The following is a 23,945-nucleotide window of genomic DNA, read 5'->3' as shown; positions in this document are numbered from 1 at the left end:
TAATTTATTATGGAGAAACAAATATGGGATCATTGGTTGGATGAATTATTACACATCAAATTTGGAATAGAAAAAACAACTTCAATCATTATTCGTGATGTATTTGAATTGTTACTTTTCATCTTTATGTGCATATTAGTTTGGCGAATTGCAAAAAAGATTTTACATAATGTATTACCTAAAGCAGCTCAAAAAACGAAAACACTTTTGGATGATATTTTTTTGAGTAAACATGTAATTAATTCTATTGCTCATTTATTTCCAGCGATTTTAGTTGATATTTATGCACCAGTATTTTTTAGTAAAATTCCTTCTGCTGTTCCAATTGTAAAGGGGATCACAGATATTTTTATAGTTATTGTGATTACTGAAATTCTTATGAATTTTATCAGTGCTGTAAAGGAAATTTTTGAAGACAATGAAAAATTTAAAGATAAACCTATTGCGAGTATTGCTCAATTACTAAAAATTATATCATTTATCATTGCAGCGATTTTATCTATTTCGATTGCTATTAATGAAAGTCCACTGATTTTATTAAGTGGTTTAGGTGCTGCTGCAGCAGTGATTATGTTAGCTTTTAAAGATAGTATTCTTGGATTTGTTGGAAGTATTCAATTATCTCTAAATGATATGGTTCGTGTAGGAGATTGGGTAACTGTTCCAAAATATGGTGCAGATGGAGATGTATTGGAAATTAATTTAACGACAATAAAAGTTCAGAATTTTGATAAAACAATAACAACAATACCAACATATGCATTTATTTCAGATTCATTTACCAACTGGAGAGGAATGGAAGAATCCAAAGGAAGACGAATTAAAAGAGCAGTTTCAATAAAAATAAATTCCATTGTTTTTTGTACAGATACAATGATTGAGCGATTCAAAAAAATAGAACTTATTTCTGAATTTATAGCTCAAAAAGAAACAGAAATAAAGTTGTTTAATCAAGAAAATCAAGTCGATAAAAAGACAAGTTCTATTAATGGTAGACAAATGACTAATATTGGAGTTTTTAGAGCTTATTTGGAAGCTTATTTAAACAGAAATCCAAATATTCAAAAAGGAATGACTTGTATGGTTCGACAATTACCACCAACAGAAAAAGGAATTCCTATTGAAGTTTATGCTTTTTCTAAAGATAAAAATTGGGTAAACTATGAAGGAATAATCGCTGATGTATTTGATCATATTTTTGCTGTTGTTCCAGAATTTGATTTGGAGATATTTTCTGCACCTTCAGGAAACGATTTTCAATCTCTAAAAAAATAAAATTTTGATTAAATTAAAAAGATATGAAAACAATAAATGATATACCAAATTTAGATTATTCTGAAGAGATTGTAGATTTATCTTCTATGGAAATTGATTCTTTAGAAGGAATTGAAAAATTTCAAAATTTAAAAGTTTTAGTAATTGAAGATAATAATATCACTAAAATTGATCATCTAGAAACTCTATCAAAACTAACTTCATTAGGGTTAAGAGGAAATAAAATTACTAAGATTGAAAATCTTGAAAAACTTACTAAACTAATACATTTAGATTTGTCAAAAAATCAGATTTCTAAAATTGAGAATTTAGAATCTTTGCAAGAGTTGAGTGTTTTAGAACTGGAAGAAAATCAGATTGAAGAAATTGAAAATTTAGAAGAACTGAATCTGAATAATTTATTTTTATCTTACAATAAGATTGAGAATCTTTCAAGTTTGAAATTTTTAGAGAAATTGACATTTTTAGAGTTAAAAGGTATGAATTTAAATTCTTTAGATGGATTAGAAAAAATAGAAAATTTAATTCGATTAGATTTAAGTGATAATATTTTAAATGATTTAAAAAGTTTAGAAAATTTAAAGAATCTAGAGTTCTTATCTATTGAGGGAAATTGCTTTGAAGAAATCAAGGGATTAGAGAATTTAGTACAACTAAAAGAATTAAATATCTCGGAAAACTCTATAAAAGAAATTAAAGGATTAGAAAATCTACAAAACTTGGAAATTCTTGATTTAAGTGATAATAAAATTGAAGATATTGAATCGTTAAATCATTTAATTCTATTAAAAGAATTGAATTTATCACATAATCAATTTGAATTTATGGAAGGATTAGATTGTTTGTCTAAACTTGAAAAATTAAATCTTTCAGCTAATAAAATTTTGAAAATTGAGGGTTTGAGTGAAAATAAACAATTGAAATATTTAGATTTATCGAATAATAATATTTCTTATATAGAAAATTTGAATGAGCTCGTAAATCTTGAATTTTTAGATATTGATCAAAATAAACTTAGATATATTGAAGGTTTAGAAAAATTAAAATCTTTAAAAACGTTATACTTGGCTTTTAATAATATTAAAAAAATAGAAAATCTTGAAAATTTAGTTGCGCTTGAAGAATTAAAATTATTCTGGAATTCCATAAACAAAATAGAGAATTTAGAAAAGCTAACAAATCTAGTTGTTCTAAGTTTAAATAATAATTCTATTTCTAGAATTGAAAATTTAGATTGTTGTAAAAATCTTGAAATATTAGAATTGGAGCAAAATCCAATTATAGAAAAAGATAAGAAAAAAGAATTTTCTTTTAATTTTGATATTTTTCTTTAATAATAAAAAATAGCTATGAAGAAATTTGATGGAAGAAAAGGAAAAAGACTTCCTTATTCTGTTGTTGGAGATTTAAGACTTTTTGGATATTATATTGGAAATGAAACCATTCTTTCAGGTACAAAATGGGGTGTGAATTATGATATTGAAATTATTTTTGAAACTCCAGATGCAATTGCTAATATTTTTGCTTTGAAATTATTCAGAGAATATAATAATCAAATAATATGTTTTCCTGAAACAAATGAATTGAATTCAAATTTATCATCTTCTACATTAATTGGCGAATATATTGAGTCTTTAAAAGAACAGAAGGAATTTAGTTTTACACCAAAAAAACTTTCTTCAAAGAATAAAAAAAATTGGAGAGATGTAATTATACGTTTTTTTAGAGATTTTGAAAATGCTAAATTAAATACAACTCCCCTACTTCATTACAATGAAAATGAAAAAAAAGATTGTGCATATTTTATTTTAACAGAAGGAAATTATTTAGAAAGAACTGTTGCTGTTTTTTGCAATGTTCTTCGAATGGATAAAGATTTTAATGTTATAAATGAAGATTGGGTAAGATTTAGAACAAGTCAATACATTAGAATGATTTATGATGAATCTGAATTATATAAAGTTACACCAAGATTTAAACAATGGGAAATGGAATTATGGTTGTAAGTTTAAAATCACCTTTTTTGGATGAAATTAGTTTTATTTTTTTTCTTCATTTTTAAAAATGAAAACAATTGATGATTTAAATCTAACAGATTTTTCAGTCAAAACACTTTATTTATCTTCTCAAGAATTAGACTCTATGAAGGGAATTGAAAAGTTTAGAAGCTTAAGAAGCTTGTATTTATTTGATAATAAAATCAAAAGAATAGAAGGTTTAGAGCAACTTTCTAAACTTGAAAAATTGGATTTGAGAAATAATGAAATTGAAAAAATTGAAAATTTATGTGATCTACGAAGATTAAAGTATTTGGATTTAACTAAAAATAAAATTCAAAAAATTGAAAACCTTCAAAATCTAAAAAAATTAGAGTCTTTGATCTTAAAATCCAATCAAATAATAATAATTGAAAATTTAGATTTTAAGAACAAAATTAGTTATTTGAATCTTTCTGGTAATTCGATTTCTGTAATTGAAAATATCAATAATTTAAAACAAATTCGGGATTTATCTTTAGCGTATAATAATATTCAAGAATTTGATTTCGATGATTTTTTAACTTTTAAAAATATTATACATATAGACATATCTAATAATAAAATTCAAGATTTTTCTTCTTTGAAAATAAAGAAAGGATTTAGAAGAATTGATATTTGGGAGAATCCTGGAACTGTAGAAATTGATTATTCTAAAGTAAAGTATAGTGTGGTAATATTAAATAGATTTAAAGATGAATGGAGATGAAAACAATTAATGATTTGAATCTTACAGATTATTCTGTTACAGAATTGGATTTATCTTATCAAGAGATTGATTTAATGGATGGTATTGAAAAGTTTGAAAAATTAATAAGCTTAAAGTTAGAAGGGAATAAAATCAATAGAATACAAGGATTAGAATCTTTAGTAGATCTTCAAGAATTGAATTTAATTCATAATGAGATTAGCGAAATTTCAAGTTTAAGCTCTTTAAATAATTTGAATGTTTTGGTTTTGTCTTATAATAAAATTCAAAAAATAGAAGGATTAGAAGAGCTTTATTGTTTGCGAAATTTAGATTTATCTTTTAATGAAATTGATGAAGCTCTAAATCTTGATTTGGATTATTTGCCTATTGAAATATTTAATTTACAGAATAATAAAATTTCAGAAATTGAAAAAATATGTCTTCCAGAATTGAAGATATTGGATTTAAGTAAAAATGAAATTGAACTAAATGAATACAATTTAGAAGGAATTAAAAAGTTGTCAGAATTAAAAAATTTCGAAAGACTTCATTTGTTTTTAGATTATGAAATAAAAGAATTGAACATAAGTCAATTTGCTGAAATGGAATTAAGAAACTTATCTTTTTTTGATTACACAATTTTCTATGATAGATATTCAGATGAAATGTTTAGAGATAAGAATTTTGCTTCAAAACACGATGAAATATTTCAGTTGAAAATCAAAAATAATAATGAAAACAGTTAATGATTTAAATCTTACGGATTATTCTGTAACAATATTAGATATATCAGGAAAACAGCTAAACTCGTTAAAAGGTATCGAAAAGTTTAAAGATTTAATAGATCTAAATGTTTCAAATAATCAAATTCAAGAAATAGAATTTTTAGATGAGCTAAAGGATTTATATTATTTGAATTTATCTAATAATAAAATCAAAGAAATAAAGAATTTGGATAATTTGAAAAGTTTAGCTTGGTTATGGTTAGATAATAATCAAATCAAGAGGATAGATTGTTTAAACTCATTGAAAGAACTAGTTTATTTAAACTTGAATGAAAATGAAATAACTAAAATATCTGGATTAGAAAATATTACTAATTTACTTCTTCTTTATTTAGAATATAATAAAATTAAGAAAATAGAAAATTTAGATACTTTGCTAGCATTAGAGTCTTTACATTTAAGAGGGAATTCTATTTTAAAAATTCAAAATCTAGAGAAAAATGAACAATTAGAAGAATTAGATTTAGGAAATAATTCTATTTCAAAAATTGAAAATTTGAATAAAAATGAGCAGTTAATAACGCTTAATTTAGAAATCAATCAAATTACAAAAATTGAAAATATAAGTGAATTTGAAAAAGGAGAATTAACGAATATCTATATCGCATATAATCCTGTTGTTAATAAGTATAAGGGAAATAAATTTTTAAAAATACATTATAATTTTTTCTTTTAAAATGAAAACAATTAATGATTTAAACCTTACAGATTATTCTGTAAGGGAATTGGATTTGGCATTTCAAGGAATTGAATTAATGGATGGAATTGAAAAGTTTGAACAATTAGAAATTTTATGTTTAGAGGAGAATGGAATAAAGAAAATAACTGGTCTTGAGAATTTAACGAAACTTAGAATTTTAAATCTATCATCTAATCAAATTACAAAAAATGAAAACTTGGATTCGCTGATTCATTTGGAAAAATTAGATCTTAGACATAATAGAATTTCTAAAATTGAGAATCTTGATAATTTAAAGAAGTTAAAAAATTTGTTCTTTGAATATAATAATATTGAGAATCTAGAAAATTTGGAGAATCAAATTTATTTAAATCATTTGAATATAGGAAAAAATAAAATTTCTAAAATCAAAGGTTTAGAAAAAATGAAAAACCTTCAATCTCTTGATATTTCAGGAAATAGGAATATTGATTCTCTTGAAAATTTAAAAGACAATATTGACTTAGAAATATTACATATTAATTCTTGTAATATTCAAAACCTAGATTTTTTAGTGAATTTGACTTCTATAGAATTTTTAAGTTGTTTTAAAAATTGTATAAATAAAATTGAAAATTTAGAATCTGTTTCTAATTTATACTCTATGAATCTTAAAAATAATAATATTTCAAAAGTTGGAAATTTAGAGCATCTTGTAAATCTAGAATATCTTTATTTGGAAGGAAATCCTATAGATAATTCAGAAGAAAATAAAAAATATGATTTTAATATACATTACTAAAAAATAAATGAAAACAATAAATGATTTAAATCTTTCAGATTATTCTGTAACAGAATTAGATTTGTCTTATCAAGAGATTGATTTGATGGATGGGATTGAGAAATTTGAAAAATTAGAAATTTTATATTTAAGAGGAAATAATATTAAAAAAATATCTGGACTTGAGAATTTAAATAATCTTGAAGAATTAGAATTAGAAAATAATAATATTGAAGAGATTGGAGGGTATCAAGGTGTAACAAATCTTCAAAAACTAGATTTATCATCTAATAAAATTGAAAAAATAGAGAATTTAGATTCGTTGGTTTATCTAGAAAAATTAGATCTTGGAAGGAATAAAATTTCAAAAATTGAAAATCTTGAAAGGTTACAGCAATTAAAGAATTTAAATTTAGGATTTAATTTTATTGTGAATATTGAGAATCTTGAGTGTCAAATTCATTTAAAATATTTGAATTTAGAAAAAAATAATATTTCAAAAATTTCAGGATTATGTAAGATGAAATATCTTGAAACGTTTACAATTTCTGATAATAGGAATATTAGTTCTTTTGAAGGAATCAAGAATTTAACAATGTTAGAAGAATTGAATATTGGAGCTTGTAATATTCAAAAGCTAGATTTTTTAGAGAATTTGATTTCTTTAAAATATTTAAAATGTTCTGCAAATTGGATAACTAAAATTGAAAATTTAGAACATCTTGTAAATCTTCAACTATTGGATTTATCAAGAAATGAAATAACTAAAATAGAAGGATTAGATTCTTTGGGAAATCTAAAATACTTATGTTTAGGGGATAATAAAATTTCTAAGTTGGATAATTTAAATACTTTAGAAAAATTGAAATGGTTGCGACTTTCTGGTAATCGAATTCAAGAAATTAAAAATATTGAAAAACTATTTCAATTAGAAGAATTAGATTTATCCAAAAATGAAATTCAAGAAATAGCTCCTTTAAAGAATATAAATTTACTTTGGTTAATTCTAAATCAGAATAAAATTTCTAAAATAGAGAATTTAGAAAGTTTGGAAAGTTTACAATATATTGAATTAGAAAGTAATAAAATAACGAATATTGAAAATTTAGAATTTGTTTCAAATTTATTTTCTTTAAATCTTGAGAATAATAATATTTCAAAAATGGGGAATTTAGAACATCTAGAGTATCTAGAACATCTTTATTTAGGCGGAAATCCAATAGATGATTCAGTTGAAAATAAACAATATAATTTTAAGATTCATCATGAGCATATAATATAAATGAAGACAATAAATGATTTAAAACTTACAGATTATTCTGTTACAGAGTTGGATTTATCCTGTGAAGAAATTCCAATAACTTCTATGAAAGGAATTGAAAAATTTATAAATCTTCGAAAACTAAATTTATCAGGAAATTGTATCAAGAAAATTCAAGGTTTGGATTTATTAGATGATCTCGAGTTTTTGAATTTAGAGAATAATCAAATTACGTCAATTCAGAATTTAGATAATTTAAAGAAATTGAAAGAGATAAATCTTCGAGCGAACAAAATTTCAAAAATAGAAAATATTGGAAATTTGATTCATGTCGAAAATTTGAATTTAGGATTCAATCAAATTGAGAAAATTGAAAATTTAAATTCATTAATTCAACTAAAAGAACTGTGTTTATCAGGAAATAAGATAGCTGCATTAGAAGGTTTAGAATCTCTAGAGTTTCTGGAGAATTTAGAATTAAGTAATAATAAAATTGAAAAAATTAAATATGTAGGATTTTTATTAAACTTAAGAGTTCTTAATTTAGAATTTAATCAAATTAAAAAAATAGAACGTTTAGAGCGACTTAAAAATTTACATACATTATACTTATCTAATAATCATATTTCAAAAATATACCGATTAGAATTATTAGAAAAATTAGAATGGTTGGATCTATCAAATAATCAAATTAGGTTTATAGAAAATCTTCAATCACTTTTACATCTCAATTATTTAGAATTAAGTAATAATAAAATTGAAAAAATTGAGAATTTAAATTTACTATCTATTGAAGTTTTGCTTTTAAGTCGAAATAAAATTCGTCAAATTAAAAATTTAGAAACTTTGACTAGTTTAAAAGAATTAGCTTTAGATGAAAATGAAATTTTTAAAATTGAAGGTTTGAACAATCTAAAAAAATTAACTCATTTGAGTTTGTCGGACAACAAAATTTCAAGTGTCGAAAATTTACATTTGCTTAAAGAACTTCAGACTTTAAATTTAGACCAAAATTTTATAGAAAATGTAAGTTTACTGAGACTGAATAATCAGCTGACTACATTAAATCTTAGCTGGAATTCCATTTCTTCATTAGAAGGATTTGAAAAGTTGTCAAAATTGAAATATTTGTATTTATATGGAAATAATATAGAATATTTTGAGGATATTTCTTGTTTGACAAATATAGATTTAATTGTATTGAATTTAGGATCAACTCCAATAATTAATAGTTATGAAAAAGTATTATTATCATATAAAATTGGGTTATATGGAGATATTGTTAAAGATGAATTTTATTAATAATAAGTAATTATGAGCTGGAACATATCAATGATTCTAATTGATAAAAAATTAGATGAAGATGCAAAAATAGAATTCGTTAGAAAATATTATAAGTCATACATAAAAGGAAGTAATACAAGCCTTGAATTATCTTTAAATCCAAAAAATAATTCAATTTATATTGGAAATTATGGTAATTCAACAATTATTACTCATTTTGAAATTCCTCTTCATATTAATTGGGAGGTTAAAGATATTGGGAAGTTTGAGAAAAAACATAATAAAACATCTAAACTTTGTAAAACTTTTGATGATTGTAATATTTTTTGTGTTTACTTAAATAGTGTTGGAACAGTTTTTAATTATTCTTTTTTTAAAAATGGTGAAAGGATTAGACACAAGAGAAATCAAATTAAAGGAAATTTTGATTTATGTGAAGAAGTAGGTTCTTTATTAATGGCAGAACAAGAATACTATTCCTTTTCTAAAATTAAACATATTGAAAAGGGAAGAGAAGTGAATTATGGTAAAAAAATTGGCATTTTACACAAAACATATTACTGTTCAAGAGAATATTATTCTTTAAAAAGAATTAATAATGAAGAAGAATCTTTAAGTGAATTTCAATGTGCTTATGAAGTAATTATGAATACTACAAAACAATTTTTGAATAGAAGGTTGGATGAAATGGAATTGGAGAATATTTTAATGATAGAATACTGTAAAAAATAAATCAAAGTGAAAACTATTGATGATTTAAATTTGAAAGATTATTCTGTAATTGAATTAAATCTTTCTGGAAAACAACTAGATTCTCTTAAAGGAATTGAGAAGTTTCAAAATTTAGAAAAATTAGATGTTTCAGATAATCAGCTTAAAAACTTTGAGCTTTTAGATTGTTTAAATGTTTCAAAATTAGTTGAATTGAATGTTTCTAGAAACAAAATAAGTTCTTTAAAAGGTATTGAGAAATTCGAAGAATTGAATAGTCTTAAATGTTCAGAAAATCAAATTCCAAAAATAGATTTTCTTGATTCATTAGTTTATCTAGAGTATCTTGATTTATCTCATAATTCTATTATTGAAATAGAGAATCTAGAAAATGCTTGTTTTTTGAAATACATTAATTTGTCTTTTAATAAAATTTCGAAAATAAAGAATTTAGACAAGCAAAAACAATGTATTGAAAGCTTATATTTATCAAATAATAATATCTCAAAAATTGAAAACTTAGAAGATTCTTATTGTCTTCAATTTTTACATTTAAGCCATAATAAAATTGAGAAAATTGAAAATATTAGAAAGATTCATTTATTGTATCATTTAGATTTAAGTCATAATGAAATTACTTATTTAACTGATTTTAGATATCCTATAACTCTTGATACAATTCTTTTAAGAGGAAATTGGGCTTCTTTAGCTTTTTTTCAATATTATTTTATGAATAAGGAAATTGTAGAAAAAATAATGAAAAATAGAGATATAAATCTATATTGATTTTCACCTTAAAAGGGTGAATTAAAAAACTCTTTATTAAAGCATATTTGTGAAAATTAAAAAAGTACTAATTATGAAATTCTACAACTTATATACAATTTTCACATTTGGAAGTTTTAAAAATAAAATACTAAAAGAAGTATTAGAAACTCAGCCTTCATATGTTGAATTTTGTATCAAATCATTTGATCATTTTTATATTTCTGATAAAGATATGGAAGAAATTAAGGAGCAATTTCCTGATTTTTTAATTTCTGAAGAAGGACAGGAGTTACTTTTAGAGAGATATAAGAGGTGGAAAGTAGAATTTAATAAAAGTATTTAGTTGTAAAATTGGAAGATAATAAATTATATAATTTCGATAAATCTTATCATAATGATTGGACTAAATTCATCAGTTTTTTTCAAAATGTAAATCTTGAAGAAGATTCTTTAGTATCTCAAATTAAAGAATGTTGTGAATATTTAAACGAAAAGATTAGGTATTTATATGAGTCTGAACCAAATTATGGTTCTCAAATGGAAATTAGATTTGAATGGAAAGATTTAAAAGTTTTATTAGTGAAAAATAATTCTATTTTTTTAGAATATGCTCTTGATTGGTTTAGTTCAGAATTGGTAAATATGATTAATTCAGATAATCCAAAAGTTGTAGATTCAATTTGGTATATTTTAGGTGTTGATTATTTTGAATGTACTGAAGATGGATATTGGATTTTACCTAAAATTTATGAAAAGATTCCAGAAAAATTCAGAAAAAAACTTATTGCTTATACAGCTTCAATTCCATGGAAATCTAAAATAGAAACGTATAAAGAAATTGTACTAAATCCGAATTATCATGAGTCTTTAGCAGATGTAATTTATAATAGCTGTTTTGCTCTCTGTCATTATTCTTGTTTTTCGTATGAAGCTTTGGAAATTTTAAGAAAATTAGATATTTCTAAAACTAAATTTCAGGAAGTATTTGAAATATTAACAAAACCAGTTCAAGTAGAGTTTGTAAATTTTTTGAAAATTGAAGAAAAAAGCATTGATGATGTAAAAGGTTTTATAACTATTTCTGCTCAAAAGTATAAACGAATTCCAACATGGTTTCCTTATGCTGAATTATGGGTTGATACTGTTTTTTTAGGAAATTTTGAGGAAAAGTATTATGATTTTCGATGGAATGGATGGAATTCAATAAGTTCAAAATACAATATTGAAATAAATTTTGAGCAAGGAACTCATGAATTCTTTTTTCCATTAAAGAAAATTCCTTTTACAGATTGGAATGATAAAAAGTTTTTTATAAAACCGATAAATAGGCCTTTGGAGTAATTTAAATAAAAAAAGATATGACTTTAGATGACATGGTAAATCAATGGGAAATTGAGGGAAATAAAATTTATTTAGATGCTGAAATTTCTGAGGATTTTAAAAAAGTTGATTTCACTTCAGCTAAAAATAATACATTTTTTGTTGAATCACATAATCCAGTAAAAAGTAAAAATTTATTGAAAATTCATAATCAATTTTACAGAGAACAAAATCAAGAGAAATTTGTTCCTTATATGGATATGTTGTGTGATATGTTTAATAATAATTTACCAAATGAAGAGATTGATTTAGGAGAATTGATTGTACATTCTGATGAAGATTTAAAAGATGTTATTAAATTATATAATCTTAATGAATCAGGATTTTTAGTTAGTGAACGAGCAATTTCCGTTTTAGAGAAATTTAATATCGGAAAATTTAGATTATATCCAATTACTTTAATTCATAGAAATAAAAAATATGAAAATTATAAATACCTGAAATTTCAAAATTATGCGGATAAATATGTAGATTTTAAAAAATCCTTTTTCTTTACCCAAAATGAACTTTTAGGTTTTGAATCTAGAAAAATTGTGAAAATTGAATCTGTAGAAGATTATGATTTAAAATTAGAAGAATTAATTGCTGAAAATGACATCACAGCTTCTATAGAACTAAAAGAAATATTTTTAAAAGAAAATAATTTGGATTTATTTTCTTTTTGGGAAGTAGGTTCAAGGGGAGATGTTTTTTGTTCTATGAAATTATTTGAAAGTTTTCAAGAAAAAAATATTACAGGTTTGAATTTTAGAGATACAACTGTTGTTAAAAATATTTAAAATGGATTTTTATCTTAAATAAAGTTTATGAAAAAAGTAAATCTTTTAAAAGGAAAAATCACACAAGATTATGGCTCAGGAATTTTTTTGGTATATGTAGAAGAAATAGAATCTGAAATTATAGTAACTGCATCAGGAAAATCAAGATTGGTTTATTGGAATGAATTGGTAATTGGGAACGAAATAATAATTGAAATAAACCCTAGAGATAAAACTAAAGGAAGAATTGGAAAAAGATCTTTTGATTTTTGGAGTTTTGATAGAATGGAAAAAAACTGAAAATCATCATTTTTGGGTGATGAAATTTATGATTATTTGATGAAATTTGCTTAATAAAGATGTTGAAAATGACTGAAAAGGAATATTTAGACAAAGCAAAATTTATCTGGAAAACATATGTCCCAAAATCTGGACAATCTGAAACAGTTCAAGGAGAATTAATAAGAGTAATTGAAAAGCTTAGATATGAAGCTCAAGGGAATGGAAATGTAAATTGGGGTGAAGGTTTTGAAATTTTAATTAAGTATTTACGAGATTTTTTGATGAATTTTGAAGGGTTTGATAAGTTTCAATTGAAACAAATTCAATCAGATATCAAAGTATTATCAAATTTTGAATATCCATATACTGAAGATGATCTTTATGATAGAATTTTATTTAGAATTATAGATTGGTATGTCATAAATTCTGAACCAATTGCACATGTTTATAATCCAGATTTATATAGGTAATTATTAAAACTAAAAATATGTCAGTAGAAATTTCATTAATGATTGAAGTATCAGAAATAAAATACCTTCAAGAAAAAAAGAACAATATTTTAAAGCAAAAATTATTAAATAATCTTGTAGAATATTTGAAATCTGAATATTTATATGATGATGGAGAAATGATGGTAAATTATGAGAAAACATCTAATTTAAAAGCTTATTCGACATTACCTTTAAATATTTCTGGTTTTGGAAAATGGTCCAATCAATTAGAAAAAGATATTGATACAATCTGTAAAAAATTGCTTGAAAATAAATTTGAATTGCATGTATCCTATGATGGAGGATTAGAATAAGATGAAAACAATTAAAGATTTAAATTTCGAAGATTTTTCAATGAAAGAGCTTGACTTGTATAATAGAAATCTTGATTCTATGGAGGGAATTGAAAATTTTACCAAATTGGAAAGATTAAATTTATCTAATAATAATATTAAACAAATTAAAAATTTAGATAAACTAATTAATTTAAGAGAACTTTATTTAGCAGAAAATCAATTTTTAAAAATTAGTGATATTGATAAATTGTCAAACTTAGAACTTCTAGATTTAAGTCATAATCAAATTCGAAAAATAGAAAATCTGAAAGGATTAGTAAATTTAAAAAACCTTCAACTAATCAAATAAAAGTTTTAGAGAAAATCGAAACTTTAACTAATTTAGTCAGACTTATTATACGATTCAACCAAATTTACCGAATCAATCTTACAAATAATCTCACTTCAACTAAAAGAAAATTAAATATTTCATTTGGTGGTAATCCTATGAATATTGAAATCAAAGATTTATGAAAAATGTTCGGAGTTTTATAATCTTTCTTATTTTTAGTCAGAATATTTTTAGTCAAAAAACTAAAATAGAGAAATTTAATTCTTTGTTTCAAGAGATTGAGTTTGAAGAATTACATATTTATTCATTTGATAGACATCCAGGAAATTTTAACTCAACAAGTTTATATCCATTTAAAGGAATTCAAATAGATACTTCTTATTATCCTCTTTTTAAATCCGTTTTAAAATCAATTGATTCGGATATTTATAATTCAAAATATTATGCAAATTTTACTTTTTATATTTCAGGAAATCTTCAAGCTTTTATTATAAGAGAATTTAATGATGGTGGTTTAGAACATCACATTCATTATTTAGTTTTTGATATTGAAAAAAAGCAATTTACAAATGATTTGAAATTATCTTATTCTTATAGTTATGAAGGCAGTTTTGGTGGAATGGAAAGTTGGATTTTGGATTTCAATAAAGACGGAAAAAAAGATGTTCTTAGTCAAAATTGGAGTGATTCTTTTACTGGAAAAAATGCTATCATAAAATCTGAAAATAATGTAATATTATCTATTTGGTCAAAAAATAATTTGATTTCATTTACTATAAATGATTCTTTATTGATAAAAAAAATTGAGCAAGATTTCCCTTATTATAAAAGAAACAAATTGAGCTATTCAACAGAAAAATTACTTCTACAGTCAATTCAAAATCAAAGAATAATTAAGAATTATAATGAAACGTCAAATCGCTGGAGTATTGTTGTTGGAAGTGATAAAAATATGGAATCAGCTAAATATGAAATCAAACGAGCAGAAAAAATTATAGGCTTTAATTATAAATACAATTTAGATTTTAGAAAATTTGAGATTTATAAAAAACATAACAGGTTTTATACAGTAATTGAGAAATTTCAAACTAAAACAGAAGCAGAAATTGCTTTAAGAGAGATTCAAAAAATCTTTAATAAATCCGCATATATCATTGATTTAAATAAATGGTGTAAGAATTTTGAAAAGAATGGCTCTAAAAAATGTATTGACAAAAATGAATACAATAAATGATTTAAATATTAAAGATTACTTCTTAAAAAAACTTGATTTATCAGGTAAGAAATTAGATTCTATGCAAGGAATTGAAAAATTTAAGGATGTAGAATTTTTATATTTAGGAGGAAATAATATTCGAAAGATTGAAGGTTTAGAAGAGTTAAAAAATATACAAGAATTAGAACTAGATTTTAATTGTATAGAATATATTGAAAACATTCAGAATTTAACCAAATTGAAAATATTAGATCTGAGTGGTAATAAAATAAATAAAATTAAGAATATTTCGACGCTTTTAAATTTAGAATATTTGGATTTATCAGAGAATAAAATTAGTAAAATTGAAAACTTGAATTATCTTTCAATGCTTAATACTTTGAACTTAGAACATAATAAAATTGAAAAAATTGAAAATGTAAATGAATTAGATAATCTAGAGTTTTTAATTGTTACAGGAAACCCTATTCCAAAATATATAGAAAATATAAAGGATTCATTTCAAATTATTTTTGATGATTAAAATAAAAATAATAAATGATTTAAATATTAAAGATTATTCTGTAACAGAGTTAGATTTATCTTTTGAAGAACTTGATTCTATGAAAGGAATTGAGAAATTTAAAAAATTAGAAATTTTAAAGCTTTCATGTAATAAAATCAAAAAAATAGAAAATCTAGAACATTGTAAAAATTTAAAAAAATTAGATTTAAGTTATAATCAAATAGAAAAAATTGAGAACGTAAATCATTTAAAAAAACTAAATGAATTTTCATTAATGGGAAATTCTATTTTGAAGATGGAAAATTTAGAAAAACTAGTTGATTTAGAATATTTAGATCTTTCCTGTAATAAGCTTCAAAAGATTAAAAACCTAGAATATTGTAAAAATTTAAAAACTCTAAATTTAGGTTCTAACAAAATTGAGAAATTAGAAAATCTAAATTTTTTAACAAGATTAGAAAATCTTTATTTAACTACGAATTCTTTTAAGAAAATTGAAAACATAGAATTTTTAAGGGAATTAAAAAGTTTAGAAATTGGTGAGAATTGTATTGAAAGTTTAAAAAATATAAAATTTCCTGAAAAACTTGAGGAATTAGAATTTAAACATAATGAAATAAAAAAGATTGAAAGTTTAGAATCTCTCCAGAACTTACAAATACTGTATTTAACATCAAATTCAATTAGTAAAATTGAGAATTTAAATTTTCCGAATTTAAGCAAACTACATTTAGATTCCAATGAAATTGATAGAATCGAAAATTTAGATTCTCTAAAAGACTTAACTGAATTAGATTTACATCTTAATGAAATAAATAAGATTGAAAATTTATCAAGTTTACATAATTTAAAAGATTTAAATATTGCTTATAATCATATTGAAAAAATTGAAGGTTTAGAAAAATTACAAAATTTAGAAATGTTAAGTCTAGAGCAAAATAAAATAAGTCAAATCATAAATATAAAAGAGTATTGTCAAAAATTTAGAATTCTTTTCATTAAAGATAATCTAATTTCCATGAGAGATGAAATACCTGTTTTTGATTTTAGAATTATAAATGATTAAAAAAGAGTTTTTAAATGAAAACAGTTAATGATTTAAATTTTGAAGATTATTCTGTTACAGAATTAGATTTAGCTAACCAAGAATTGGATTCTTTAGATGGAATTGAAAAGTTTCAAAATTTAGAAATTTTGATTGCTGAAAATAATATTATTGAGGAGATTTCAATTTTGAAAGCATTAAAAAATATAAAATTCATTGATGTTTCGGATAATTATATTAAAGAGGTTCCTGATTTTAGTGAGCTTCAAAATTTACGTTATTTATATTTGAATAATAATTGGTTGGAAAATTATGAACAATTGAAAAAAATGAAATCTCTAATTACTTTAGGATTTTCTTCTATTTTAATTAAAAAAATCAAACCCATCTTCTCTCCTAACCTTGAAGAATTAAATTTAAGTGAAAACAGTATTGATGTAATTGAAAATTTAGAGTATTTATCAAAATTAAAAGAACTTGATTTAAGCAATAATTACATAGAAGATTTTCAGAGTTTAAAAGTATTGAAAAACCTTGAGAAAATTGATCTTTCATATAATTATATTGAAAGTTTAGAAGAAGAAGAATTTCCTAAAAAATTAAGAGATTTAAACTTATCTATTAATAAAGTTACAAATATTAATTTCAAGAAAGAATATCCAAATTTAGTAATTGTAGATTTTTCCTTCAATCATTTATCAAGGTTTGAATCCTTATATTTTTTTCCAAATTTGAAAAAATTAAATGTTTCAACAAATCTTTTTGAAAGTAACCTAGAATTGAAATATTTTAAAAATTTGGAAGTATTGGATATTTCTGAAAATAAGATAGATGAAATAGTTTTTAGAGATACATATTCCAAATTATTAGAATTAAAAGCAAAGTCAAATCAAGTTGAATTGATTGTAAACCTTGACAAAGCTCCAAATTTAGAATGTTTAGATTTAAGTGATAATTCCATAAGATCAATTAATGATATTTATCCAGTAAATATTATATATAAAACATTAGATCGATTGTATTTATCTGAGAATAAAATTGAAAACCTTGATGGAATTCATAGATTTCCAAATTTAAAGAGTCTAATTTTAAAATATAATCAAATTTCAAAAATTTATTTTTTAAATGATAATAGGCAACTTAAAAATTTAGCTTTAACAGATAATAAAATTGAGAGAATTGAAAATCTTGAGAATTTAACTCATTTGGAATATTTGTTCTTAGGTGAAAATGATATTTCTAAAATAGAAAATCTTAATCATTTATCTAATTTGAAATATTTGATTTTAAGTAAAAACAGAATTAAACTAATTGAAAATTTGAATGAGTTAATAAATTTAAAACACCTGAATTTGAATGGAAATCAAGTTCAGAAAATAGAAAATTTGGAGAATCTTCATAAAATGGAATATTTGTTTTTATCTGAAAATGAAATTGAGAGTATAGAAAATTTAGATAAATTAATTGCTTTAAAAATCATTAAACTATATAGAAATAAAATTCAAAAAATAGAAAATCTTAATCAATTAATAGGTTTATCTACTTTAATTTTAAATCATAATTCTATTTCAAAGATTGAAAATTTGGATAAATTATCAGAATTAGAAAAATTATGTTTAGGAGAAAATAAAATCTCAAAAATTAAAAATTTAGAGAATCTTAAAAAGCTTGAAGAGCTTGATTTGGCTAATAATTCTATTGAAAAAATTGAAAATTTAGAGAACCAAAAATGGTTAAAAATATTTGATATTTCTGCTAATAAAATTTCGTCTGTCAACTATTTAGCCAGATTAAAAAATATTATGCAGTTGAATTTGAGTTATAATTTTATTGAGAATTTAGAAGATTTTGATCAACTGGAAAAATTGGAACAATTATATTTATATGGAAATAAAATAAATTCTATTGAAACGCTTAAAACATTATATTATTTAAAATTGACTGATTTAAATCTTGGAGAAAATCCTATTTTAAATCATTATACTACAAATGAAATTGAATCAAAAATTGGTGTTTTTTCAGATTTAATTGCAACTGATACTTGTTTTCCAAGAAGCTTATGATGAATACAAAATTTGAATCTGGAAACAAGAAATGCGATATCGAAATTTTTACCAATTTAGATGGAATTGTTATAAAGTTCCATGATTTATCTAAAGAACCAAAACCAGGTCAAATTGTTGATTATGTTTATGTAGATTCAGGTTATGGTTATATTTCTTTTAAAATTAAAAACGAAGATGCAATTATTAGTGGTTTATTGAAAAGAGAATTTTTTTCTGATGAAAAAATAATATACGATGCTATTGAATTTACGAAAAAAAATGTTCCTAGTCATTTTGATGCTTTTATACCATATAATTTAGAAATACTTATAGTTTCTGATACTTCTATTTATACTGGAGAATGATTTTTGTAAAATCACCAATATTGGGTGATATTTTAAAAAAAAGAACTTCTATTTTTGTAAGGTTCGCATTAAGAAATATAGTCTTCTTATATATTCTATTTTTAGAATTTATGAGAAAGCTTGTATTACCATTTACTATTTTTTAAAATGACTTTTGAAATAAACTATTTTTCCATCAAAAAGAGATTAAATATTCTACCAAAAAAGGAAAGACAACGATTTTTATTAGAACTAATTCAATATGAAAGTGAATACATTGAACCTTCATGGAGTACTTTGAAAAATTTAGGAGAATATCAAGAATTATCTTCTGTTTTTCAAAAATTAGAGTCTTTTATAGATGGAGAATCTGAAGGAAATGAATTGTTATTTTTGACAAATCAGATTAAAAATATTTTAGAAAATAAATCTTTAGAATTAAATGCTCAAAGTTTAAATACTTATTATGCACTTCTTCTTTTAATAGCTCATATTGCGAGAAATTCGATAGAAAATCAAGATTTAGTATTATTTGATTTTGATGGTATATTTTATTTAGGAGAAAATTCTATTCCTTCAATACATTTTGGAGTTTATGCCATTGCATTAGTGGAATGTGAGAGTTCAAAAATTGGAATTCTTACACCAAATATGGATAATGATGATTATCTTGAAATTTGGGAGGAATTCATTGAAGATAATTTATTTTTCGATTTAAATGATAAGTATTTAGCTTTATATCAGTTTAAAAAATATTTTGAGAGTGCATCAACAAGAAGACAATTTTATTTTGTGATTACTCTATTATTTGAAGGAGAAAAAATATTAGAAGATTATTGGAATGATGCATATTGGGAAAAAGATTTGAAAAATAAGTTACCTGAGAATTTATCTGAAGCTTTTTCTAACCTTAGAGAAGCAATAAAAAAATGGGATGAATCTACAGAATTATTAAAATTATATCTACAGAACTTTGAACAATTTGATGAAGAATCTGTTTGGGATGGACAAAATACTCCAATTGACCTTTTAGAATATTTAGCTGCTTGGTGTATGTTTTTACAAAATGTGCTAAATAATAATCAATTAAATACTGATGTAAATCGACATATTTTTTACTTGTTGATTGGTTGTTTGAATTTTAATCGAATGGATCTTCTAGGTGTAGATTTGAAACAAATTGATGAAATTTTAGAGGAAGATGATATGGATTATGATGATCAGTGGCAAGAATTTATTGAAGAACAAAATCAACACTTTGGAATATTATTTCCAGATAGGGTTTAATTATAATAATTATGAAAACAATAAATGATTTAAATCTTACAGATTATTCTGTAATAGATCTAGATTTATCTAATAAAAAAATAGATTCTATGATTGGAATTGAAAAGTTTAAAAATTTATTTTTTTTGAACTTGTCAAATAATAACATTTCAAAAATAGAAGGTTTAGAAAATTTAACAAATTTGTTAAATTTAAACCTGTCAGGAAATCAAATTGCTAAAATAGAAGGTTTAGAAAATCTAAATGATTTAGTAAATTTAGTTTTATGTAAAAATCAAATTACTAAAATTGAGGGATTAGAAAATTTATCTAAACTAGAAACTCTGAATTTATGGAAAAATAAAATCTCAAGATTAGAAGGTCTGGGGAATTTAGTTGAGTTGAATGAATTGATTTTGGATGAAAATAATATTTCAAAATTGGAAGGTTTACAAAACTTAACTAAACTGAGAGGTTTGCACATAATCGAAAATAAAATTGAAAAAGTTGAAAATTTAGAAAACTTATCTAGTTTGAAATATTTGAATTTAGAAGATAATCAGATTAACTCTATCTCTTGTCAAGATTTTCTTGATAGTATAGATTCTGTATACTTAGATTGTGAAAATTCTACGAATTAATTACGATAGAATTATTAAAATAAATTTAATAGTAATTTTTAAAACTCTTATTTTCACTGAAATATGTTAGAAAATTAAATACATACATATATGAGAAGTTTATTAATATTAGGGGTAGTTTTATTTTCTGTTTTTAAAATAAATGCCCAAGAAAATTACAAAAGCTTAACAGAGGTTGATACACAGCCCATTTTATCTGTTTGTAATTCTGAAGAAACTAAGGAAGAATCATCAACTTGTCTTCAAAAAACATTTCCAAAATTATTATCAGAAAAAATTAAAATTTCTGTTTTTAATGAACAGAACTTACCAAAAGGGAGTCATGAAATTTTAGTTTCTTTTACTATTTCCGAAGATGCTAAAATAACGAATATCGTAGTTGATTTTGATAATGTAGAAATCAAAAATGAAATTATTAGAGCTTTAAATAAAATTGATTTTAAAGCTCCAGGAATGGTTGATGGAAAGCCTGTTGGTGTGAAATATTCATTTCCAATGAATTTTACTGTTGCATAAAAAAAACTTATGAAATTACTATAAATCACCTTTTTAAAAAGGTGATTTTTTTGTTTAAATTATTTAAAGAAAGAAATGAATAAAAATAAGTTTGAAATCATTAAACCTTTAAAATCTAAAAAATATTTAATAGAGGAACTGGGAATAATACAGAATCCTCAAGAAGCCCTGGATAGATTTATTTCTTTTTTCCATAAATACAAAATAAAGGCTGAATTGAAGCGTGAAGAAGAAGATATGCTTTTGTATCAATATGGAATAAACGATTGGACTGGAAAAGATGAAAATTATGAATTTAATTTCACTCGTCAATTTCAAATTCCTAATAACGATGAGTTTTTACAATTAAGTTTGACTTTATTTTATAAACCCGAAACAATTGGAGAAATAGAAGATGACAATTCTTGGTCGACTGATTTTAAAAACCTTGAAGATTGGATTAAACATATAAAATCGACTGTTGGGTTTAAAAAAGTAGATGGAATTAAACCAGAAAAAATTGAAATCACATTAGAAATGACTTAAAAAACAGAAAAATGAATAAAAATAAATTAGAGATAATTCATAGTGAATTTGGTATAGAAGAATTTGAAATTAATAAACCTATTTATAATATTTATAAAAGTTCAGATAGTTGGGAATTAGTTTTATATTTTAAGTGTGATAAAGCAATAAAAAGATCAAAAAAATTAGAAGAGATAATTGATGTAAAACCCAATTTTGAAATTTCTTTTACTTTGGATGATGAAAATTTGAATTTAGAAAAAGGAACAACATTTTTTAGTTTAGAAGGATATGATTATGACAAAGATGAATATTTAACTAATCTATATTATTTCGAACATAATACTATAGATAATCTTAAACTAGAAGTTTTAGAAAAAAAGAATAATAGTTTAACTGTAAATATTGAAGGAGAAGCTATTATTAATGGTTCAAATGGCAATAAACCTGATTCAAAATTGAAAGTTGTTAATCTAGAATTTATTTTAGATAAAAAATATAATAGAACAATTATGTAGATAAAATCACCTTTTTGAAAAGGTGATTTTTTTGTTTATTGACAAGGTTTTAATAAGAAGAGTAAAATAATGGTTTTGTCTCTTCAAGAATTAAAATACCTGATAATTCAGCTTCTTCTATCGCTTCTTTTAATCGTTCTGATAAATAAAAATCAATTCCTACAGTAATTCTAGAATACAAATCTAATTCTCTATCAAATACAATTTTAGTTTCTTTTATATTGAATTTGTTCCAGTTTTTTAAATTTTTTGTTCTTTTTTCTCGAATTTCAATATATTCATGATAGTTATTTAATGTAAAATCTTGATTAGTTTTTTTAACCACAAATGAAGATTGATTATAATTGATAGGTTGATTTTCTTTTGCCACTAACAAAAAATAATACTCATGACTTTTATCATTAAATATTACATTAACTGGGAAAAATTTATGATCAGGTAATGTAAATTTTTCAAAAATTCTTTTTGCTTTAGCACTTAATATAAAACCAAAAGAGGAATTTATATCTGGATTTCCCATAAAATCATCAACTTGTTCAGCTCCTTCCTCCACATAAAAATCATAGAATTTATAATCATGAGGAGGAATTCGAGTATCTGCTCTTAAATTGTCATTATCTTTTGGAAAGAAAAAAGTATTTCCAAAAGCATCATCTTCATGATTTTTATGTGTGAATTTTGAATATAATTTGCTAGGTGATAAATATTTATATTTTGGATTATAAGTATCTTTAATAAGTTCTGAAGCGAAGATACTAAGGCTGTAATAATTTAATTTTTTCATAAAAAATAGTAATATTTAAGTAAGTTAATAAGAAGAGAAAAATAATGGTTTTGCCTCTTTATGAATTAAAATACCGGATAATTCAGCTTCTTCAATAGCTTCTTTTAAACGTTCTGATAGATAAAAATCAATTCCTACATACGAAGTAATTCTAGAATATAAATCTAATTCTCTATGAAATACAATTTTAGTTTCTTTTATATTGAATTTGTTCCAGTTTTTTAAATTTTTTGTTCTTTTTTCTCGAATTTCAATATATTCATGATAGTTATTTAATGTAAAATCTTGATTAGTTTTCTTAACTACAAATGAAGATTGATTATAATTGATAGGTTGATTTTCTTTTGCCACTAACAAAAAATAATATTCGTGATTTTTACCATTAAATATTACATTAACTGGGAAAAATTTATGGTCAGGTAATATGAATTGTTCAAAAATATTTTTTGCTTTAGCACTTAATATAAAACCAAAAGAGGAATTTATATCTGGATTATCCATAAAATCATCAACTTGCTCAGCTCCATCGTTTACATAAAAATCGTAGAATTTATAATCATGGGGGGAATTCGATCATTTGCACTTAAATTATCATTATCTTTTGGATCGAAAAAAGAACTTCCAAAAGCATCATCTTCATGATTTTTATGTGTGAATTTTGAATATAATTTGCCGAATGATAAATATTTATATTTTGAGTTATTAGTGTCTTTAATAAGTTCTGAAGCAAAGATATCAAAGCTGTAATAATTCAATTTTTTCATGAAAAATAG

General features: G+C 22.9%; 31 protein-coding genes. 28 read left to right on the top strand and 3 right to left on the bottom strand.

Annotation, left to right across the window (positions count from 1 at the left end; genetic code table 11):
* The first annotated feature begins 9 nt into the window (after positions 1 to 9).
* From I0K12_RS15315 to I0K12_RS15180, 28 genes are all read left to right on the top strand, one after another.
* On the top strand, positions 10 to 1,275 hold the full coding sequence (locus tag I0K12_RS15315; protein WP_196889016.1) for a mechanosensitive ion channel family protein: 1,266 nt from the start codon (positions 10 to 12) through the stop codon (positions 1,273 to 1,275).
* Between the two features lie 23 nt (positions 1,276 to 1,298).
* Entirely contained in the window at positions 1,299 to 2,609 is a 1,311-nt protein-coding gene (locus tag I0K12_RS15310) for a leucine-rich repeat protein (RefSeq protein WP_196889015.1), read from the top strand.
* Between the two features lie 15 nt (positions 2,610 to 2,624).
* On the top strand, positions 2,625 to 3,281 hold the full coding sequence (locus tag I0K12_RS15305) for a hypothetical protein (RefSeq protein ID WP_196889014.1): 657 nt from the start codon (positions 2,625 to 2,627) through the stop codon (positions 3,279 to 3,281).
* A gap of 58 nt (positions 3,282 to 3,339) precedes the next feature.
* The gene (locus I0K12_RS15300) at positions 3,340 to 4,020 is read left to right on the top strand and encodes a leucine-rich repeat domain-containing protein (protein ID WP_196889013.1); all 681 of its coding nucleotides are present in this window, start codon (positions 3,340 to 3,342) and stop codon (positions 4,018 to 4,020) included.
* Positions 4,017 to 4,748 (top strand): leucine-rich repeat domain-containing protein, encoded by a 732-nt coding sequence (locus I0K12_RS15295; RefSeq protein WP_196889012.1) that lies wholly within the window; start codon positions 4,017 to 4,019, stop codon positions 4,746 to 4,748. The genes I0K12_RS15300 and I0K12_RS15295 overlap by 4 nt, the downstream gene beginning before the upstream one ends.
* Positions 4,735 to 5,463, top strand: coding sequence for a leucine-rich repeat domain-containing protein (locus I0K12_RS15290; protein WP_196889011.1), 729 nt, complete (start codon positions 4,735 to 4,737; stop codon positions 5,461 to 5,463). Before I0K12_RS15295 ends, I0K12_RS15290 begins: the two co-directional genes overlap by 14 nt.
* A 1-nt stretch (position 5,464) precedes the next feature.
* Positions 5,465 to 6,247, top strand: coding sequence for a leucine-rich repeat domain-containing protein (locus I0K12_RS15285; RefSeq protein ID WP_196889010.1), 783 nt, complete (start codon positions 5,465 to 5,467; stop codon positions 6,245 to 6,247).
* Between the two features lie 7 nt (positions 6,248 to 6,254).
* Positions 6,255 to 7,508 carry a leucine-rich repeat domain-containing protein gene (locus tag I0K12_RS15280; protein ID WP_196889009.1) on the top strand — a complete coding sequence of 418 codons (1,254 nt, stop codon included), beginning with the start codon at positions 6,255 to 6,257 and terminating at the stop codon, positions 7,506 to 7,508.
* The gene (locus tag I0K12_RS15275) at positions 7,509 to 8,789 is read left to right on the top strand and encodes a leucine-rich repeat domain-containing protein (RefSeq protein WP_196889008.1); all 1,281 of its coding nucleotides are present in this window, start codon (positions 7,509 to 7,511) and stop codon (positions 8,787 to 8,789) included.
* Positions 8,790 to 8,801: 12 nt separating this feature from the next.
* A complete protein-coding gene (locus tag I0K12_RS15270) occupies positions 8,802 to 9,503 on the top strand; it encodes a hypothetical protein (RefSeq protein WP_196889007.1) in 702 nt (233 codons plus the stop codon).
* A 6-nt stretch (positions 9,504 to 9,509) separates the two neighbouring features.
* Positions 9,510 to 10,268, top strand: a complete 759-nt coding sequence (locus I0K12_RS22170; RefSeq protein ID WP_196889006.1) for a leucine-rich repeat domain-containing protein — start codon at positions 9,510 to 9,512, stop codon at positions 10,266 to 10,268.
* A 73-nt stretch (positions 10,269 to 10,341) separates the two neighbouring features.
* The gene (locus I0K12_RS15260) at positions 10,342 to 10,593 is read left to right on the top strand and encodes a hypothetical protein (protein ID WP_196889005.1); all 252 of its coding nucleotides are present in this window, start codon (positions 10,342 to 10,344) and stop codon (positions 10,591 to 10,593) included.
* Positions 10,594 to 10,601: 8 nt separating this feature from the next.
* Positions 10,602 to 11,591 carry a hypothetical protein gene (locus I0K12_RS15255; protein WP_196889004.1) on the top strand — a complete coding sequence of 330 codons (990 nt, stop codon included), beginning with the start codon at positions 10,602 to 10,604 and terminating at the stop codon, positions 11,589 to 11,591.
* 17 nt (positions 11,592 to 11,608) lie between these two features.
* Positions 11,609 to 12,409 (top strand): hypothetical protein, encoded by an 801-nt coding sequence (locus tag I0K12_RS15250; RefSeq protein ID WP_196889003.1) that lies wholly within the window; start codon positions 11,609 to 11,611, stop codon positions 12,407 to 12,409.
* Positions 12,410 to 12,436: 27 nt separating this feature from the next.
* Positions 12,437 to 12,688, top strand: a complete 252-nt coding sequence (locus tag I0K12_RS15245) for a hypothetical protein (protein ID WP_196889002.1) — start codon at positions 12,437 to 12,439, stop codon at positions 12,686 to 12,688.
* Positions 12,689 to 12,756: 68 nt separating this feature from the next.
* On the top strand, positions 12,757 to 13,140 hold the full coding sequence (locus I0K12_RS15240) for a hypothetical protein (RefSeq protein ID WP_196889001.1): 384 nt from the start codon (positions 12,757 to 12,759) through the stop codon (positions 13,138 to 13,140).
* A 17-nt stretch (positions 13,141 to 13,157) separates the two neighbouring features.
* Entirely contained in the window at positions 13,158 to 13,475 is a 318-nt protein-coding gene (locus I0K12_RS15235; protein ID WP_196889000.1) for a hypothetical protein, read from the top strand.
* Between the two features lies 1 nt (position 13,476).
* The gene (locus I0K12_RS15230) at positions 13,477 to 13,806 is read left to right on the top strand and encodes a leucine-rich repeat domain-containing protein (protein WP_196888999.1); all 330 of its coding nucleotides are present in this window, start codon (positions 13,477 to 13,479) and stop codon (positions 13,804 to 13,806) included.
* A 160-nt stretch (positions 13,807 to 13,966) separates the two neighbouring features.
* The gene (locus tag I0K12_RS15225; protein ID WP_196888998.1) at positions 13,967 to 15,022 is read left to right on the top strand and encodes a hypothetical protein; all 1,056 of its coding nucleotides are present in this window, start codon (positions 13,967 to 13,969) and stop codon (positions 15,020 to 15,022) included.
* Positions 15,006 to 15,527 carry a leucine-rich repeat protein gene (locus I0K12_RS15220; protein ID WP_196888997.1) on the top strand — a complete coding sequence of 174 codons (522 nt, stop codon included), beginning with the start codon at positions 15,006 to 15,008 and terminating at the stop codon, positions 15,525 to 15,527. The genes I0K12_RS15225 and I0K12_RS15220 overlap by 17 nt, the downstream gene beginning before the upstream one ends.
* Complete coding sequence (locus tag I0K12_RS15215) at positions 15,520 to 16,575, top strand: leucine-rich repeat protein (RefSeq protein WP_196888996.1); 1,056 nt, start codon at positions 15,520 to 15,522, stop codon at positions 16,573 to 16,575. Before I0K12_RS15220 ends, I0K12_RS15215 begins: the two co-directional genes overlap by 8 nt.
* A gap of 14 nt (positions 16,576 to 16,589) precedes the next feature.
* Positions 16,590 to 18,617 (top strand): leucine-rich repeat domain-containing protein, encoded by a 2,028-nt coding sequence (locus I0K12_RS15210; RefSeq protein WP_196888995.1) that lies wholly within the window; start codon positions 16,590 to 16,592, stop codon positions 18,615 to 18,617.
* On the top strand, positions 18,617 to 18,964 hold the full coding sequence (locus tag I0K12_RS15205) for a hypothetical protein (protein WP_196888994.1): 348 nt from the start codon (positions 18,617 to 18,619) through the stop codon (positions 18,962 to 18,964). Before I0K12_RS15210 ends, I0K12_RS15205 begins: the two co-directional genes overlap by 1 nt.
* Before the next feature lie 147 nt (positions 18,965 to 19,111).
* Positions 19,112 to 20,230 (top strand): hypothetical protein, encoded by a 1,119-nt coding sequence (locus I0K12_RS15200; RefSeq protein ID WP_196888993.1) that lies wholly within the window; start codon positions 19,112 to 19,114, stop codon positions 20,228 to 20,230.
* An 11-nt stretch (positions 20,231 to 20,241) separates the two neighbouring features.
* Positions 20,242 to 20,850: a leucine-rich repeat protein gene (locus tag I0K12_RS15195; RefSeq protein WP_196888992.1), complete on the top strand. Its 609-nt coding sequence runs from the start codon at positions 20,242 to 20,244 to the stop codon at positions 20,848 to 20,850.
* Between the two features lie 90 nt (positions 20,851 to 20,940).
* A complete protein-coding gene (locus I0K12_RS15190) occupies positions 20,941 to 21,366 on the top strand; it encodes a hypothetical protein (RefSeq protein WP_196888991.1) in 426 nt (141 codons plus the stop codon).
* A gap of 75 nt (positions 21,367 to 21,441) precedes the next feature.
* Complete coding sequence (locus tag I0K12_RS15185) at positions 21,442 to 21,891, top strand: hypothetical protein (protein ID WP_196888990.1); 450 nt, start codon at positions 21,442 to 21,444, stop codon at positions 21,889 to 21,891.
* Between the two features lie 11 nt (positions 21,892 to 21,902).
* Positions 21,903 to 22,388 (top strand): hypothetical protein, encoded by a 486-nt coding sequence (locus I0K12_RS15180; RefSeq protein WP_196888989.1) that lies wholly within the window; start codon positions 21,903 to 21,905, stop codon positions 22,386 to 22,388.
* Positions 22,389 to 22,437: 49 nt separating this feature from the next.
* Here I0K12_RS15180 and I0K12_RS15175 read toward each other — a convergent pair whose 3' ends face one another.
* From I0K12_RS15175 to I0K12_RS15165, 3 genes are read right to left on the bottom strand one after another with little or no spacing between them, the layout of a single operon-like run.
* Complete coding sequence (locus I0K12_RS15175; protein ID WP_196888988.1) at positions 22,438 to 23,172, bottom strand: hypothetical protein; 735 nt, start codon at positions 23,170 to 23,172, stop codon at positions 22,438 to 22,440.
* A 24-nt stretch (positions 23,173 to 23,196) separates the two neighbouring features.
* On the bottom strand, positions 23,197 to 23,673 hold the full coding sequence (locus I0K12_RS15170) for a hypothetical protein (RefSeq protein ID WP_196888987.1): 477 nt from the start codon (positions 23,671 to 23,673) through the stop codon (positions 23,197 to 23,199).
* A 29-nt stretch (positions 23,674 to 23,702) separates the two neighbouring features.
* Complete coding sequence (locus I0K12_RS15165) at positions 23,703 to 23,936, bottom strand: hypothetical protein (protein WP_196888986.1); 234 nt, start codon at positions 23,934 to 23,936, stop codon at positions 23,703 to 23,705.
* Between the last annotated feature and the right edge of the window lie 9 nt (positions 23,937 to 23,945).

The organism is Aureivirga sp. CE67, assembly GCF_015767245.1.
Taxonomy (GTDB): Bacteria; Bacteroidota; Bacteroidia; order Flavobacteriales; family Flavobacteriaceae; genus Aureivirga.
The sequence above is the reverse complement of the archived record's forward strand: the minus strand, read 5'-3'. Positions and strand labels throughout refer to the sequence as shown.